This is a genomic window from Porifericola rhodea (genome assembly GCF_030506305.1).
GTDB lineage: Bacteria > Bacteroidota > Bacteroidia > Cytophagales > Cyclobacteriaceae > Catalinimonas > Catalinimonas rhodea.
Genome location: NZ_CP119421.1, coordinates 3350797 through 3366460, shown reverse-complemented (window position 1 = coordinate 3366460; position 15664 = coordinate 3350797). Strand labels below are relative to the sequence as shown.

The window sequence follows — 15664 nt, the reverse complement described above, 5'->3', positions numbered from 1 at the left end:
GGCTAGTTTGTATGCTAAAAAACCTGATGCCCTTATCGTTTGAAATCTCGCTTACCTCCTTGCTTTGCCATCAGTTGGGTCTCTTTAATAACAATATCGTGAGAAAGAGCTTTACACATGTCATAAATCGTTAAAGCAGCTACATTGGCCCCGGTTAGAGCTTCCATCTCCACACCGGTTTTAGAAGTTACTGCTACTGTACACAAAATTTCAACTTCCTGAGCATCATTCAGGCTGATTTCTATTTTACACTTTTCAATTGGAAGAGGGTGACAGAATGGGATCAGTTCATGCGTTCTCTTGGCTGCCATTGTACCGGCAATAATTGCAGTCTGAAATACTGGCCCTTTTTTGCTGTAGATGTCCTGATGTCTATCGTTAGTCTGTAATGCTTGTATCACCTTATCTCCAAGCACAACGATACTACGGGCAGTAGCACTTCTTTTGCTAACCTGCTTATCTCCCACATCTACCATTGTAGGCTGGTTTTGCTCATCTATATGTGTAAGCTGCTCTTTATTTGTAGACATGCTTTCTCTTTCAAATTATTAACATTAAACCATATTAGTACGCTATAAGCCAATCCTGCTAGCAGTAAAACTCTAATTAAACTATTTCATTAGCAAATCTAATTAGTTTTAAACTCACTTCTCCTCTCAGCAAACATAGGAGCTACATAGTAACTATAGCCTCAAATCTTCTTATTTAGAAGGTAAACTGGTAATGTTTAACCATAAACCTCCCCCTTTTCAAAGGGGGGCGGGGGGATTGACTGCTGCCTCCTAACCCACACAACATAAATACTCTTTGCATATGACTTGAAGAGAAACGACTACTCTGAAAACTTACTATTCTCTAATCTACCTAGCCCCCTTTAGCGAAAGGGGGAATTGTTAGGGCTATTCTAAAAAATAAAGCGCCAAACCTCCCCATTAGTGAAGAGGCAAAAAAAGTCCCTCATTGGTTGAGGGACTGGTAGTATTGTATTAAAAGAACTATCCTAAAAGTGATTATAACTATTCATCCAGGCGACCTTCTTCTGCTGCCTCTTTCATTTCTTCGTTAGCATAAATAGCCACTTCTACCCTACGGTTTTGCTGACGTCCGTTTGCGGTATCATTATCTGCAATTGGTTGTTCTTCTCCATACCCCTTAGTAGTCAAGCGACTAGATGAAACTCCCAGGCTCAACAAATATTCAGATACAGATCCTGCTCGCTTCTCAGAAAGTTGCTGGTTATAGCTATCAGATCCAGAACTATCAGTATGTCCTTCAATTAAAATATTGGTGTCTTCATATTTTTTTAAAGTTTCAGCCATCTGTTTCAGGTCTTCTTTAGTACTTTCTCTTAATGCATAAGAATCAAAGTCAAATAGTAGACCTGAGTCAAAAGTAATTTTAATACCTTCTCCTACACGAGTTACTTCAGCGCCTTCCAGATCCTCTTCCAGCTCTTCAGCCTGTTTGTCCATCTGTCGGCCAATAAGCGCCCCGGCAGCTCCACCTACAGTTGCTCCAATGATAGCTCCTACTGCTGTATTCCCTGCTTTATTACCTATAACACCCCCTATCGCACCTCCAGCACCGGCACCTATGGCACCACCTTTCTGGGTGTTATTAAGAGTTTTACAAGCCGGCAAAAAACTCAGATTTGCCAGTAGACCAACAACAGCAATCCAGCTTAATATTTTAGTATTGTGTGTATATTTTCTTCTTTTCATAATTCTATTATTCAATTGGTTCCAACAGATACTACGTTCAAAATGGATACCAAAGTTTATACGAAAGGTACACAGCCTATGATTGGTTAAATCAGTCATAAAACGTAGTAAAATCTATTTTTTGCAATTTTACTCCCGCGAAAATTCTACGAACCATGGAAATTATTACACACTTTTTGTTGAAGAGAAGCCTTTAAAATTTATACATAAAATAAAAAACATAGCCAAACGGAGGTATCAGAGGCTAAAATGAGGGTTCTGCTTCATCAAAATACTTTCATGGCATCATATTTAAACCATATAAAACAGAAACATCGTAAATAATTATATGGAAAATATAGACCGAAGTAAACTGACAATAATTAGATTAATCATATTACTAATGTGCGCCATGATTATTCCTGTTAGCTTGATTGCACAGGATATGAAAGCAGGTATTAAGGGAGGTGTAAACTTTAGCAATTTCACCTCACTTGATAATACAGAAGATCAGGGAAACAGAACAGGGTTTCATGCAGGAGTATTTGCGCAGTTGCCTGTATCAGAATTTTTTGCCGTACAACCAGAACTGACTTACAGTACAAAAGGTACCAAAGCAGATTATAACATTGCTGGATTTGAAGGAGAGGCTAAGTACAATCTTAACTATTTGGATATACCTGTACTTGCTGTTTTTAAATTAGGTGAGTCTGCTGACATTCAGATTGGTCCTTACGTAGGATTTTTACTAAACAAGAAAGTAGAAACTGATATAATAAGCGGACAGTTTGCCCCCGATGATAGTTTTAAGAATGTTGACTTTGGCATGTCTGCTGGTTTTGCCCTCAACTTTGATCCTATCTCTGTAGGAACTAGATATAACTACGGTATTACTAAAATTAACGAGACTGAAGCTTCAGAAGCCGGTCTTAGCAATACCCGTAACTCAAATGCGCAGATTTTTATAGCATTTGACCTAAGTAACTGATTTAGAATTGTATAAGTGATCAATTGTATTTCCATGACTAAGGCGCTATATGAGCGCCTTTTTTATTTTGTATAGACTTTAGTAACATTGCTATCATTCAAAGCACAGCCATATGATAGATGTACAAGAAGCCTACACATGCGTAATGCAAAATGCATTATCCCCCCAAATAGAAATCCTACCTCTGGAAAAATGTCAGTCTAAGATATTACAGGAATCAATTTACGCTGACCGCGACTTCCCTCCTTTTGATCGCGTCACTATGGATGGTATTGCCTATCGTTTTGAGGCTATCAAAGACAAAGATTCGCAGGAAGTATTACTGGAGGTTGAAAGCCTGCAAACTGCCGGAGTAGCAGCTCATGTACTTGAAAATACACAAGCTTGTATAGAGGTAATGACCGGAGCAGTATGCCCGACTAATGCTGATACAGTCACGCGCTACGAAGATATAGAGTTTGTTGAGAAAGAAGGAAAGCGCTATGCCAGGCTAATGCTTGCTCCTAAAGCTAAAGGGCAAAACGTACACACTCAGGGACTGGATGAAAAAGCAGGAACTGAGCTGATAAAAGCAGGTGTGAGTATAGGTCCTGCAGAGGTAGCTGTTGCTGCATCGGTAGGAAAGAGTGTGCTTAAAGTGAGTAAGCCTTTGAGTATAGGCATTATTTCTACTGGAGATGAGCTGGTTGGAATAGATGAACAACCTGCTCCATTTCAGATTAGGCGGTCCAATACGTATGCCCTTTTAGCAGCACTTCAGCAGATGCATTTGCAGGCTCAGCTATACCATCTGGCTGATGAAAAAAACATTATACTGGAAGGTCTTCGCAAGGCGCTTTCAAAACATGATGTACTTATAATGAGTGGTGGTGTATCTAAAGGAAAAAAAGATTATGTGCCGGAAGTACTGGAAGAGTTAGGAGTAGAAAAGCTTTTTCATCGTGTAAAGCAAAAACCCGGAAAGCCTTTTTGGTTTGGCAAAAACAAAGAGCAAAAACTGGTATTTGCTCTTCCAGGAAATCCAGTCTCTACTTTTATGTGCTTTCACCGCTATGTTAAGCCTTGCCTGCTGGCAAGTATGGGTAGCCAGATAGCTCCACACTACTTTGCTGAACTTAGCGCTGAAGTTAAGTTTTCCCCACCGCTTACCTATTACATGCAGGTGAAAATTAGCAGTACCTCAGAAGGCAAACTGCTTGCCACGCCCCAGGAAGGACAAGGTTCAGGAGACTTTGCCAATTTATTATCATGCGACGCGTTTATGGAGCTTCCACCAGAAAAAAACGAATTTAAACAAGGAGAAGCCTATCCAATAATTTTTTACCGCTAAGCTTTTATACCGAAGCTGTGCCTAAAAACAATTAGCACTCGGGCATTTTAACAGAGATATTAGCGGCCAAACCACCTTGCGAGGTTTCTTTATACTTGTGGTTCATGTCTTTGGCTGTCTCCCACATAGTTTTGATAATATTATCTAACGAAACACAGGCATCCGCAGGATCACTATCTAAAGCCAGACGAGAAGCTGTAATCGCTTTGATGGCACCCATAGAATTTCTTTCTATGCAGGGCACCTGTACCAGACCTCCTACCGGGTCGCAGGTTAGTCCCAGATGATGCTCCATTGCTATTTCGGCAGCCATAAGTGCCTGCTCTACGCTACCTCCCAGGCACTCTGTAAGAGCAGCCGCCGCCATAGCAGAAGAAACTCCAATCTCTGCCTGACAACCTCCCATAGCTGCTGAAATGGTAGCATTCTTTTTAAAAAGAGTACCAACCTCACCAGCAACCATTAAAAAGTCTACAATATTGTCTTCATCCACATCTTCGCCAGAGAAGCAGATATAATACATCAGTACCGCAGGAATAACCCCAGCCGCTCCATTAGTAGGGGCCGTAACAATACGTCCAAAGCTCGCATTCTCCTCATTAACTGCCATCGCAAAACAGCCTATCCATTTCAGAATATTACTAAAATCGTTAGGACGTTTTTTTACTTCGGCACGCCAGGCTTCTGCGTTCTTAAACTGCTTCTCCCCCATCAGTTTACGATGCATATTAGCAGCTCTTCGCTTTACGTTTAACCCTCCAGAAAGAGTACCCTCGGTATAGCACCCCTGATACATACTGTTAAGCATCACCTGCCATATTTTTAGTAAGCCTTCGCGTATTTCTTTTATGCTTCTCCAGGCTTGTTCGTTAGCCCAAACCATATCAGAGATGCGCATCTCACCTTTTCGGCAATGAGCCAGAAGCTCTTCTCCGTTTTGCGAGGGGTATGGGAGCTGAATATCATCAGAGAAATCCTGCTCTTCGCCTGCCTTCTTTACAAACCCTCCCCCTACAGAATAGTAGGTAGCTTCGTTAAATAAATTTCCCTGAGTATAAGCTTTAAATACCAAGCCATTAGCATGTTCCGGTAGGGTTTCCCCTCCCTTCATAATAATATGTTGCTCAGGATTGAATATGATACGGTGCTTACCACTCAGCGCTAAGCGATGAGAAGTACGAACCTGTTGTTTAACCTCTTGAATACGGGGAATTGGAATGAAGACAGGATCTTCACCACTCAGACCCAGCATTACTGCCAGGTCCGTACCGTGCCCTTTTCCGGTGAGCGCCAGGGAGCCATACAGCTCCACTTCAACCTCCTCTACCTCATCAAGCTTTACTTTTTGTGCTAATTCTTTCAGCCAGCGCTGCGCTGCTCGCCAGGGACCCAAGGTATGAGAGCTGGACGGTCCAACTCCTACTTTAAACATGTCAAAAACGCTAATCTTCTCCATACACGATCTTAACACAAAAACTCAATATTTTGCTCAGAGAGAAGCGTTTTTATTGAAGTTTTCTATTCAATACATTACTGTTTTGGCGGATCTCACAGGCATAATCGTAACGCTACCATTATCACGAAACAGATACTTAGGAAGATTTAGGACGAAAAGGCTTGATTACCTCTTCGTTGCACTCCAGATAGGGCCCTACCAGCAGGTCTATGCAATACGGTATAGCAGGAAATACAGCATCCAGGCACTGGCGAATTGCTTTGGGTTTACCCGGTAGGTTCACAATCAGGGTCTGGTTACGAATACCCGCCGTTTGACGAGAGAGTATAGCAGTAGGCACATATTGAAGACTTACCTGGCGCATCAGTTCTCCAAAGCCCGGCATCATTTTCTGGCAGACGGCCTCAGTAGCTTCAGGTGTTACATCCCTTTTGGCAGGGCCGGTACCGCCAGAGGTAATAATCAGGCAGCAGCCTTCTTCATCCGCCATTTTTTTCATCCTGGCTTCCAACTGATCCTGTTCGTCAGGAATGACATCATAAACTTTCTCCCAGTGAGAAGACAGGTAGTCGTTGAGGGTATCTACAATAGCTTTACCAGGAATATCCTCATATATACCTTTACTAGCCCTGTCCGATACATTGATGATTCCGATTTTAATATCCATACTTTTTAAGGTTATGCGGTGTTTGGTTCAGGTAATGATCTGTTGGGAGTAGCGTTTATTTCTCGGTAAGAAAAATCATTCGCTTACTATGGGCCGCGTCATAATCATGTAAGTGGTAGTCGCCAAATACTTTTTTTACTCTTAGCCCTGCTTTTTCAAAGTAAGCACGAAAGTCCTCTTCGCTAATCGCCCGTACTCTTTCCTGAAAATGATATGTCTTTCCCTGATCTTCAAACTGTATATCTTTAACAATAAAACGATCCTGGTTCAGGTAACGCGTAATGTAAAAGGTAATACCCTCTATAGTCTTGACATCATCGGCTTCCAGCTCTTTAATAGTTTTTGGGGTATTTAGAAAATCTATTAGCATCTGGCCTCCTGGCTTGAGAGACTGGGCGGCAGCAATAATGGCCTGTTGGTTTTCTTCATTGGTACTGAAGTAACCAAAGCTGGTAAAAAGGTTGAGCACAATATCAAAAGTATCTTTTTTGTACACCTTGCGCATGTCGTGCACATCAAAATGCAGATAGTCATCTTCAAACTGACGGGCATAGGCGATGCTCTGTGCTGAGAGGTCTACCCCAGTTACTACCATACCCCTATCTCTGAGTTGTAAAGAATAACGACCTTTGCCACAAGCCAGATCCAGCACATGCTTAGCTGGGCTACAACCAAAAAACGAACACAGCCGATCTACAAAAGCTTTAGCTTCGCTAAGGTCACGGTTTTTGTAAAGGATGTGATAGTAAGGTGAATCAAACCATTCGTCAAACCATTCTTTTGCGCTACCTTTCTCCATGCTGTTAGTCTCGTAAGTCAAAATCTCTTATACGTTTGAAGTAAGCCTGCAAGTTTACGGCAATCTGCCCTGAAGCACAAACAAGCTGGCATTAAAGAGGCCTAACGCACTATTTGAAGTCATCACGACTGATGATATTTTCTTTGAGAAGTTCACGAATCACAATTTCTGTTAGCTCGCTTTTAAAAGCAAACTCATACCGAATATCCATGACATAGGCTTTTAGACGCATTTTGAGGTAAGACCTTCTTTCCTTTACCTCATTAAAAAACAGCACAGCGATGGGTTTGTTAAGATAAACGTATTTGGAGGTCTGGGCAGACTCCGTTGCGATTTTTCTAACCCGCTCGGTATCAACATCCAACGGCAAAAATATTTCGGCTACCACCTGGCAATCCAGCGCACCGGCATTGCTGTTGGACACAGACTGATTCATCAGCTCTCCGTTAGGTATAGACACCAGAGAATCGTCTGGAGTAACAATACGCGTGGAGCGTAGTCCAATCTCTACCACTTCGCCATAAAAAGAGCCAATTTCTATTTTATCTCCCACTTTAAAAGGAGTATCCAACAGAATAACTACTCCCCCAAAGATGTTCTTCAGTACATCCTGTGAGGCAAAACCTACAGCTACACCTACCGAAGCTGTTAAGGCAAGTACTGCCTCTATCTCTGGCCTGATTACCCCGGTAATAATTATAAAAATGACGACTACCCAGCCTAAAATTCTGATTACTGGAATCAGCCCTTTGATAGTGATACGGTAGTTTGTGCTCCGTTCTGAAAACAACTCTAAAAGCTGGGTAGCAAAACGGATCATAAAATAGCCTAAGCCAAAGATGATGAAGCTCCAGAATATTTTTCCTAAAGAAATTTTCCTTAGAGCTTCAGGGGTAGACTCCTCTTCTCCTCCACTTTCCTCCTCCTTGTCCAAATCTATCAGTGGCCTCTCTCTACCCAAGATGGTATCTGCCTGAATAACGATGGTATTAGTCCTGATCTGTACAGGCAGACTACCTACACTATCTATAGCAGAGGTACCGCTAGGCACACTATCCTTCATATTTTGCTGTAGGGAGTCCTGAGCAAGGCTTACAATCTGCCGACTGGGCAGCGGTAGCCTCATATCTACCGTGTCTTGTAGTAGCAGCTGAAAGGGGTGCGCTGCCAGCAGTAGCCAGATGAAAAGTATGTGCGGCATCAGTGCAGAAAATTTTTAGCTTTCAACAAATTCACTACCTGACGGTAAAGCAAAGGGTTGATAATATACACTTCCTCTTTTTTAGTGATAAATCCATCGTCCATTAATTGTATCAGGCTAAGGCTATTTTTGCCAATCTGCTTGGCTTCAGGTTTAGCCTCAATCTGATATTCTGTAAGTCTGCGAAACTGCTCTTCGGTAAGGCCATCGTGCAGTACTAGCAGATGAAAGGTGAGCAGATGTTGCAGAGATATAGATTTGACAAAGGAGAAGTCATAATCTTTTAGCGAGCCTATATATATGGTGTCTTCGGTTACTCTGCGCGCAGAGCGTAGCCAGAACAACTGAGCTATACTAAAGTTACCGCTGGTAATTTTGTTAAGGTCGTTAAAGTATTCTCTCTCCAGATATAGCTGTTGTTCGTCTTTGCTCATCTTGGCAAATTTTTTACGAAAACGATCTTCCCGGGCAGCCTCATACACCAGAGCGTAACCGCTCACCCTGTGTCTTTTAAGGATTACCTCTCTCAACTGCTGGTTTTGAAAAGCCTGTAGCTGTACCTCATACTCAAAGTAGTCGGATATATGAACCGTTTTGTCCAGGTAGTTCCAGGCATATAGCGTACAGCTACAAAGCCAGAAAACCTGTTTATTGGTTTTAGAGATGAGTTCAAATAAGACTTTAAGGCACTTAAATCCACCCACATTGCGAAGGTAAAAGTGCTCCAGATTTTCAAAGATCAGAATAAGAGGCTGCGTTCGGCTGGTCAGATAGTACGCTACATCTTCCATACTCATGAAATTCTGATCAGGAAAAAAGCCGCTAAAATAGCTGAGCAAGTCTTCTTCACTATGAATCTGGCGGAAGGTATTAGCCCTGATCACTTCGCAGCGTCTGATATTGCGCTGGTTACTCTGTTTTAGAAAAAAATTGAGAAGCGTGGTAATACCACTACCCTTCTCTCCTATGATAGCAGTGCTGGCGAAACGACCTTTACTCCAGTTCTGGAAAGCGTCCTGTATCATTTTAGTTTCGGCTCCCCGCTCTTCATAAAAAACGGGCTCTTCCAAAGGGCGGATACTAAACAATCGCTGATATACATAGGGTAGCTGCTGAATGGACTTTTCTGTTTCGGTCAGAAAGTCAGATATTTCGGTGCTTACCTCTACCTCTTCTGAGATACCCATCTGCTTACGGTAATCTTTTACCTGCCGCTGGGCTCTGCCATAGTTTTTGCGGATATATCGTAACGTATAGGGAACTGCGTTTCTCGCATAGTCCAGAGCCTGCTGTTGCAGCATACGAGTTTGTTCTAAGGCTTTGGCACGGGCAACCCTAAGCTTTAGCTCCAGGGCATAGTCGTTGCTTTTAAGCTCAGTAAGTTCCTGTATAAAGGCCTGCACCGCTGCTCGCACATCTTTATCCAGATGATGAAAAGTGTGGTCAAGATTTTCGGTAATGCTCTCCACCCCTTTTAATGCACGCTGGAGCCCCTCCCTGGCAATGCTCTGAGCCTTTGCCTTACTCTCTTGCTCTCCTTCAAAAACTGAGAGAGCGGAGTCAAGGTTAAAGTATGATACCTGCCCTACTTCGTTAATCTGCTTTTGTAAAGCGGCCAGTTCCTGGCTAACTTTTTCTTCAGACTCATCAATTTTATTTTTAAGGTTGGGCAGCGACTCAAAGCTCACTATCTGTCGTGGTGAAACAAAGTCAATCTCTGAGCTTTTGATGCCCCTATTGTACTCATTAGTCTTAACCAGGCCTCTTCTTTCTGGAAGTTGCTCTACCTTATCTTTAGCTTTTAGTCGTACATTTTCCATCAGGGCAGGTAATGCCTGGCGATACAGAAGAGCTATGGTTGCAGGCAATATTGTCCGTATCAGTTGCAGATCTATATACTGCTTCTGATCATTCAATGTGCTCTCCATATCTTCTTCCGACGATTTTTCTATAGCTTCCAGAGCGTTTTGTATCACGCTCATGGCAGTATTTATCTGTGGAAGTACAGCTTGCCTGATTTTATGATGAGCCTCATCTCTCACTTTAAAGTGCTGAAACAACAATTCGTGACTTAGCACACTAAATTCGGCATCTATCCGCCAGTCTTCGTACAGGGCAAAAAGGGTATTACGCCAGCCCTGCCCAAAGTTGAGATAAGCTTTTTCGGTATGTTGTTGCTTTGCTTGTAGTTTACGATTACTAAAACGGCTTGAGGGTAGCTCGGCGGTACCCGCACGCTCATAATCGTGCTGAAAGCGCTGATGTATTTTCTCTAGCAACTGCTCCTGGTCTTCCAGTATTTCTGTTTCCAGCTCATGCAGTTCTGCCTTGATATTTGCCACCTGTTTTTCAAAACCTTCAGTATCCAGCGAAGGCAAGGCACTCATCCAGCCCTTGTCTTCGTAGGTCTGTTCTTGCAAGCTCAGGTGTAAGTTAGATAGCATACGATCGCACAGTTGCCAGGCTTGCTGTGAGGTGATAGCCAGCTCGCGGTAGATTTTCTCAAATACCGGAATTAGCCCTTCGGCATACTCCTCCAGATAATAGTGTTCAGAAAGGTTTCTAAGAGGTATTTTATACTTCCAGGGCTGGAGCGGCTTAGGCTCCCGGCGAAACAGTTTTCTGAAAAAGTTAGCGATGCGGTTGGGTAGATTTTTCCATCTACGGAACCAGCGTTTCCACTGTTTGATAAAGCGAATCTTCCAAGCGTCAGCAGGCTGAGTTTCAAAACGCTGCTCCAACTGTACCTCTTCGTAAACTACGGGTAACGATTCCAGAAACGATTTTTTTACCTGGCTATACTCTTCCAGTATTTCGTGGAATCTCCGTGGACGATTATCCTTATAGCGATGCTCTATCAGCTGGTAGTTTTTTACGGCATAGTCTGAGAGGGCATCAAAAAAGACAGACGCGTTTTCTTCTTCTCTGGCATGGGTATAGGTCTGGGCAAACTCGTGAAATGCCGATAACAGCTCATCTGCAAACTCTGTCTGGTAACGGATACTTTGCTTCAGTACAGGAAGGACGGAGTCCTGTATCAGAGAGCGGGCACTATCCTGAACGTCAGTAGCTTTATTACTCATAGATGAGGTTACAGCAACATGCCTGTAGAAAAGATTTTTCTCTGGATACTATATTCTTCATTTGAAATGATAAGTAGCTCTTTTGATAGCTTCGTGCAGGGTGTCCGCAGCTTTTGCAAAGCCCTGGCGTATATCATGAAAAGCAGCAGCGCTTGAGTATTTAATATCTTCGTAGGAACGATACAGCTTACTGTCTTTATCTTTTAAGTCCTCTAGCTCTTCGTCCAGCTCTGCCCTCAGATCCTTAGCTCTTTGCTCAAACTCTTTAATTTTAGCGTAGATTTCCTGCAGACGCTCTTTGGCCTGACCTTCGGTTTTATGTGAATCTGACATAGCTTTTTCCTTTAGTTATTGGCTTAATTTAGCAAAAACTAATTTGAATACAAGCTATGCAGCGCTGTCTGTCTCTTTCTTAAAACAAGCTAAAGTTTGAGACTTCTCTAATGAAGTGCCCGATTACGTTGGGTTCAATAATAATTGTAAATAATAAGCCGAAAAGAGCGCCGTAAAGGTGAGCATCATGGTTGATACGATCACGTATTTGTTTGGAGCGTTGGTAAGAGTATAATAGAAACAAAGCTCCCAGTATGAAGCCCGGTACTGGCAGAAGCGCAAAGATGTATATCTTGCCGGTAGGGTCAAACATAATTGAGCTAAAGACTACAGCTGCTACACCACCTGAGGCGCCCAGAGAGTTGTAAGAAGGATCATTTCTATGCTTGATATAAGTAGCAATATCAGACACCACTATGGCTACCAGAAACATGCCCACATACATGATGATGCCAGTAGTATCACCAAACAGATAGGTATAATACTGCTCTATGACGCTACCAAAAAAATAGAGCGTAAACATGTTAAAAAAGAGGTGCATATAGTCCTGATGAATGAAACCGGAGGTAATAAAACGCCAATACTCTTTTTTGGTATACACAGAGTAAGGGTTAAAAATCCATTTGTACATCACTTCAGGTTTGTTCCATGCGTAGAAACTGGCGGCTACCGAAACGGCTATAAGTATTATTGTAACTGAATCCATATAATTTATCTACCAAATATTATTTTTCGCGAGCCATAAGCTGCTCAGCAAATTGTCGCAGGTTTTCTCTTTTATCGGGATTTACACTGATTTGTTGCAGCTTTTGTAATCCCAGGTCAAAATATTCATTCATTTTTCGTTCTGTAAGCTGCCTGATATTCAACGCATCATAAATAGCCTTTACTGCCGCAACTTTTTCTTCTTTGTCAAATTCCTGTCTGGATATCCACTCCTCTAATTCTGCTTTCTGAGCAGCATTGGCACTCTCCAAAGCAGTGATCAGCAGAAAGGTTTTTTTGTTTACAATAATATCACCACCTACCTGCTTACCAAATTTTGCCTGGTCTGCATACACATCCAAGAGGTCATCTTTGAGCTGAAAGCTTGTTCCTATATTGACACCAAACTCATAGAGCAAACCGCAATCCTGCTCCGAAGCACCTGCCAGCATTCCTCCCAGTTGCAGGCTCAAACCTAAGAGTACAGCAGTTTTAAGACGAATCATTTGCAGGTACTCCTCTTCTGATACCTGGGTGCGGCTTTCAAAGTTCATATCCCACTGCTGGCCTTCGCATACTTCCGCGGCACAATGATTAAAGGCGCGCAGCACATGGGTTAGCTTCTCTGGTGCTACACCCAACAGTAAGTCATACGCTTTGACCAGCATTACATCTCCAGAAAGGATAGCTACATTAGCATTCCATTTTTCGTGTACACTTGGCTTTCCTCTCCTCAGCGGGGCTTTGTCCATAATGTCGTCATGCATAAGCGTAAAATTATGGAAGACTTCTATAGAAAGAGCCGGAAGCAATACGTCATCATCAATTTCACCTTCGTGGTATAGCTGATAAGCCAGTAAGGTTAGCAGAGGACGGAGCCTTTTGCCTCCCAGGCTTAAAATATAGCGGATGGGCTCGTAAAGAGCGGTGGGTTCATGGCCAAACTCATACGCTTCTAAGCGTTGATTTATTTTCTGGATGTTTTCCTTTACCTGAGCGTTCATATAGTGTATAACTGCCGGACTGGCAAAAAGAGCTAAAGATTTAAGCGTAGAATTATGTAAACAATTAAAACCCCTCTGCCGGTATTCGAGTGACTTAAAGTTACCCTCAAAGCAGGCAAAAGGTGCGTAAAACTGTATAAAAGTATTAACAAAAACAACCAATTAAGTACTGCTAACCAAGTATGAGCAACAAAGCACCTAGGTCATTTATCCTTATTTGCCAAGGCAATTACTAGCAATAACAGCTACTTAAGTATAAAATTGCCTAACTTTTTTATTAAATTGGGATACACTTAGTAATCATTAACCTAAGCTTCTTATAATACGGGTCTAACATTCCGACTTTTTACTTATTTTATTTTACGTATTGTACATGAGTATATCTTTCATACAAAGGAAGAGATCATCGTTTTTTTTTCTACTTTTTTTAGTCTTCTACTCATTACAAGCATGTCAGCCTTTTGACTCTCAGCCGCCTGGTGCAAAGCAGGGAATATTAGATTTAAGATCGTGGAACTTTGAAATGCAGGGCACGGTAAAGCTCAACGGGGAGTGGGCGTTTTACTGGAATCAATTGGTACACGCTTCAGATAAAACAGAGAAAATCTCTTCTAACGAGTATTTTATCAGCCTGCCCTCTAGTTGGAATGGCTATGTCTATCATGGACAGCAACTTAAGGGGCTGGGCTTTGCTACTTACCATCTGCGTATATTGCTTCCCAAAGACATTCAAGAGCTAGCCCTGATGCTTAATACCTCATCCACTGCCATGGCTCTCTTTCAGGAAGACTCCCTGATTTACCAGGCTGGCCAGGTGGGTACTACAGCAGTAAGCTCTCGTCCGGAGTACGCACCAGATTTTGTGAGGGTACAAAGCAAAGGAAAAGAAGAGCTCAACCTCTACCTGCAGGTATCAAATTTTCATTTCCGTAGGGGGGGGGCCTGGACACCTCTCGTTTTGGGAAAGTTTACCGATGTACGCAGGAAGTGGTTACTTGAAGTAGGCTTGGATTTTTTTTTGGCAGGCAGCATTTTTATTATGGCACTTTATCACCTGGGATATTATTTCTTAAGAAAAGAAGATATAGCTCATCTTATTTTTGGACTTGCTTCATTTGTAATTTTTATCCGTATAATTAGTACAGGACAGTCTATCATCAGATTTTTGTTTCCTACAGATTGGGTGTGGATGCTAAGGCTAGAACTATTGAGCTTCTACATATTTGTCCCACTCTTTACTTATTTTCTCTACCTTCTTTTCCCAAAACTAATTCCCAGACTGCTGGTAATGCTGAGTGCAATAATTGGCTTTCTTTTCTCTCTTTTTGTACTCGTAAGCAACTCCCTGTCCTTCTCCTATACAGTTGTTCCATATCAGCTAGTAACAATTATTATAAGCCTTATGATGATTTATCAACTCATGAGGAACTACCATCATAATATCCCCGGCTATAGAATTTTTATATTTGGCCTCCTCATATTCTTTTTTACATTTATTAATGATTTGCTATATGCCAACGATATTATATCTACTGGCTTTATTATTTCTATCGGTTTATTAATTTTTATCCTTTGCCAGTCATTGATACTTTCTCTGCGCGTATCTCAAGCTATTTACAACCTTAAGCGTGCCAATGAAGTTCTGACCATACAGAATGATACGATACAAAAGCAGAATACGGAGTTGATACAACTTAATAAAGAGCTGGATGTATTTGTGTACCGCACCTCGCATGACCTCAGAGCCCCACTAACTTCTACCCTTGGCCTTATTGAAGTGTTGAAGATGGAAGAAAATCCGGAGCGTTTCAGGCAGTATCTGGACCTACAGGAACAATCTCTGAACAAGCTGGACAATTTTATACAGGATATTCTCAATTATTCGCGCAATACACGCCTGGATGTAGCCAGTGAACCTGTAGATTTTCAGGCCCTGACGGAAGAAGTATTTTCGCTATACCAGCACCTTGACAATTATGAGCTTATGGACAAGCGCTTAAGCATAAACCAGGAGCATGAGTTTTACAGTGATAAAAATCGTATCAACATAGTACTGAACAATCTGGTTTCTAATGCTTTTCGCTACTACAATCCTCGAGAGCCTTTTCCTTTTATTGAAGTTCAAATAGTAACCTATGAAAATGAAGCCCAGATTACAGTTAAGGACAATGGCTTAGGAATTGATGAAAAGCATCATAAAAAGATTTTTGATATGTTTTATCGGGCCAGTAACCATGCTAAAGGAACCGGGCTAGGCTTATTTATCGTGCAGGAGTCCGTTCAGAAACTGAAAGGAGAACTTAAGTTAAAATCTCAGCCTGGCGAGGGGAGCACATTCATCATTCATATACCTAATAACAAACGAAACGGCTCACTTAACAATATCCATTAAAGGCGA

Annotated in this window: 13 protein-coding genes; 3 read left to right on the top strand and 10 right to left on the bottom strand. The window is 42.0% G+C overall.

Annotated features, from left to right (window positions below):
• Nucleotides 1–32 precede the first annotated feature (32 nt).
• Together moaC and PZB74_RS13790 are read right to left on the bottom strand one after the other, a co-directional pair.
• The gene (gene moaC, locus PZB74_RS13795) at nt 33–530 is read right to left on the bottom strand and encodes a cyclic pyranopterin monophosphate synthase MoaC (protein ID WP_302236962.1); all 498 of its coding nucleotides are present in this window, start codon (nt 528–530) and stop codon (nt 33–35) included.
• Nucleotides 531–1016: 486 nt separating this feature from the next.
• Nucleotides 1017–1721, bottom strand: a complete 705-nt coding sequence (locus PZB74_RS13790) for a YiaD family glycine zipper/OmpA-like lipoprotein (RefSeq protein WP_302236960.1) — start codon at nt 1719–1721, stop codon at nt 1017–1019.
• A 328-nt stretch (nt 1722–2049) separates the two neighbouring features.
• On the opposite strand from PZB74_RS13790, the gene PZB74_RS13785 reads away from it, so the two are divergent.
• The gene (locus PZB74_RS13785) at nt 2050–2688 is read left to right on the top strand and encodes a porin family protein (RefSeq protein ID WP_367281446.1); all 639 of its coding nucleotides are present in this window, start codon (nt 2050–2052) and stop codon (nt 2686–2688) included.
• Between the two features lie 112 nt (nt 2689–2800).
• On the top strand, nt 2801–4018 hold the full coding sequence (locus PZB74_RS13780; RefSeq protein ID WP_302236956.1) for a molybdopterin molybdotransferase MoeA: 1218 nt from the start codon (nt 2801–2803) through the stop codon (nt 4016–4018).
• A 31-nt stretch (nt 4019–4049) separates the two neighbouring features.
• Here the strand turns inward: PZB74_RS13780 and PZB74_RS13775 are convergent, their stop codons facing one another.
• The 8 genes from PZB74_RS13775 to PZB74_RS13740 form a co-directional block, all read right to left on the bottom strand.
• Complete coding sequence (locus tag PZB74_RS13775; RefSeq protein ID WP_302236955.1) at nt 4050–5474, bottom strand: L-serine ammonia-lyase; 1425 nt, start codon at nt 5472–5474, stop codon at nt 4050–4052.
• A gap of 136 nt (nt 5475–5610) precedes the next feature.
• Nucleotides 5611–6141, bottom strand: coding sequence for a molybdopterin adenylyltransferase (gene mog, locus PZB74_RS13770; protein ID WP_302236953.1), 531 nt, complete (start codon nt 6139–6141; stop codon nt 5611–5613).
• Nucleotides 6142–6196: 55 nt separating this feature from the next.
• Nucleotides 6197–6940 carry an SAM-dependent methyltransferase gene (locus tag PZB74_RS13765; RefSeq protein ID WP_302236952.1) on the bottom strand — a complete coding sequence of 248 codons (744 nt, stop codon included), beginning with the start codon at nt 6938–6940 and terminating at the stop codon, nt 6197–6199.
• Nucleotides 6941–7049: 109 nt separating this feature from the next.
• On the bottom strand, nt 7050–8141 hold the full coding sequence (locus PZB74_RS13760; RefSeq protein ID WP_302236950.1) for a mechanosensitive ion channel family protein: 1092 nt from the start codon (nt 8139–8141) through the stop codon (nt 7050–7052).
• The gene (locus PZB74_RS13755; protein WP_302236949.1) at nt 8141–11224 is read right to left on the bottom strand and encodes a hypothetical protein; all 3084 of its coding nucleotides are present in this window, start codon (nt 11222–11224) and stop codon (nt 8141–8143) included. The genes PZB74_RS13760 and PZB74_RS13755 overlap by 1 nt, the downstream gene beginning before the upstream one ends.
• Before the next feature lie 57 nt (nt 11225–11281).
• Nucleotides 11282–11557: a sll1863 family stress response protein gene (locus PZB74_RS13750; protein ID WP_302236947.1), complete on the bottom strand. Its 276-nt coding sequence runs from the start codon at nt 11555–11557 to the stop codon at nt 11282–11284.
• A 79-nt stretch (nt 11558–11636) separates the two neighbouring features.
• Entirely contained in the window at nt 11637–12263 is a 627-nt protein-coding gene (locus PZB74_RS13745) for a rhomboid family intramembrane serine protease (RefSeq protein ID WP_302236945.1), read from the bottom strand.
• A 19-nt stretch (nt 12264–12282) separates the two neighbouring features.
• Nucleotides 12283–13266 carry a polyprenyl synthetase family protein gene (locus PZB74_RS13740; RefSeq protein WP_302236944.1) on the bottom strand — a complete coding sequence of 328 codons (984 nt, stop codon included), beginning with the start codon at nt 13264–13266 and terminating at the stop codon, nt 12283–12285.
• Nucleotides 13267–13639: 373 nt separating this feature from the next.
• Between PZB74_RS13740 and PZB74_RS13735 the strand changes: the two genes are divergently transcribed.
• Complete coding sequence (locus PZB74_RS13735; RefSeq protein ID WP_302236942.1) at nt 13640–15658, top strand: sensor histidine kinase; 2019 nt, start codon at nt 13640–13642, stop codon at nt 15656–15658.
• Nucleotides 15659–15664 lie beyond the last annotated feature (6 nt).

Coding starts and splice junctions, on each gene's coding strand:
- moaC (WP_302236962.1), bottom strand. CDS start 530: ATGTCTACAAATAAAGAGCAGCTTACACATATAGATGAGCAAAACCAG.
- PZB74_RS13790 (WP_302236960.1), bottom strand. CDS start 1,721: ATGAAAAGAAGAAAATATACACACAATACTAAAATATTAAGCTGGATT.
- PZB74_RS13785 (WP_367281446.1), top strand. CDS start 2,050: ATGGAAAATATAGACCGAAGTAAACTGACAATAATTAGATTAATCATA.
- PZB74_RS13780 (WP_302236956.1), top strand. CDS start 2,801: ATGATAGATGTACAAGAAGCCTACACATGCGTAATGCAAAATGCATTA.
- PZB74_RS13775 (WP_302236955.1), bottom strand. CDS start 5,474: ATGGAGAAGATTAGCGTTTTTGACATGTTTAAAGTAGGAGTTGGACCG.
- mog (WP_302236953.1), bottom strand. CDS start 6,141: ATGGATATTAAAATCGGAATCATCAATGTATCGGACAGGGCTAGTAAA.
- PZB74_RS13765 (WP_302236952.1), bottom strand. CDS start 6,940: ATGGAGAAAGGTAGCGCAAAAGAATGGTTTGACGAATGGTTTGATTCA.
- PZB74_RS13760 (WP_302236950.1), bottom strand. CDS start 8,141: ATGCCGCACATACTTTTCATCTGGCTACTGCTGGCAGCGCACCCCTTT.
- PZB74_RS13755 (WP_302236949.1), bottom strand. CDS start 11,224: ATGAGTAATAAAGCTACTGACGTTCAGGATAGTGCCCGCTCTCTGATA.
- PZB74_RS13750 (WP_302236947.1), bottom strand. CDS start 11,557: ATGTCAGATTCACATAAAACCGAAGGTCAGGCCAAAGAGCGTCTGCAG.
- PZB74_RS13745 (WP_302236945.1), bottom strand. CDS start 12,263: ATGGATTCAGTTACAATAATACTTATAGCCGTTTCGGTAGCCGCCAGT.
- PZB74_RS13740 (WP_302236944.1), bottom strand. CDS start 13,266: ATGAACGCTCAGGTAAAGGAAAACATCCAGAAAATAAATCAACGCTTA.
- PZB74_RS13735 (WP_302236942.1), top strand. CDS start 13,640: ATGAGTATATCTTTCATACAAAGGAAGAGATCATCGTTTTTTTTTCTA.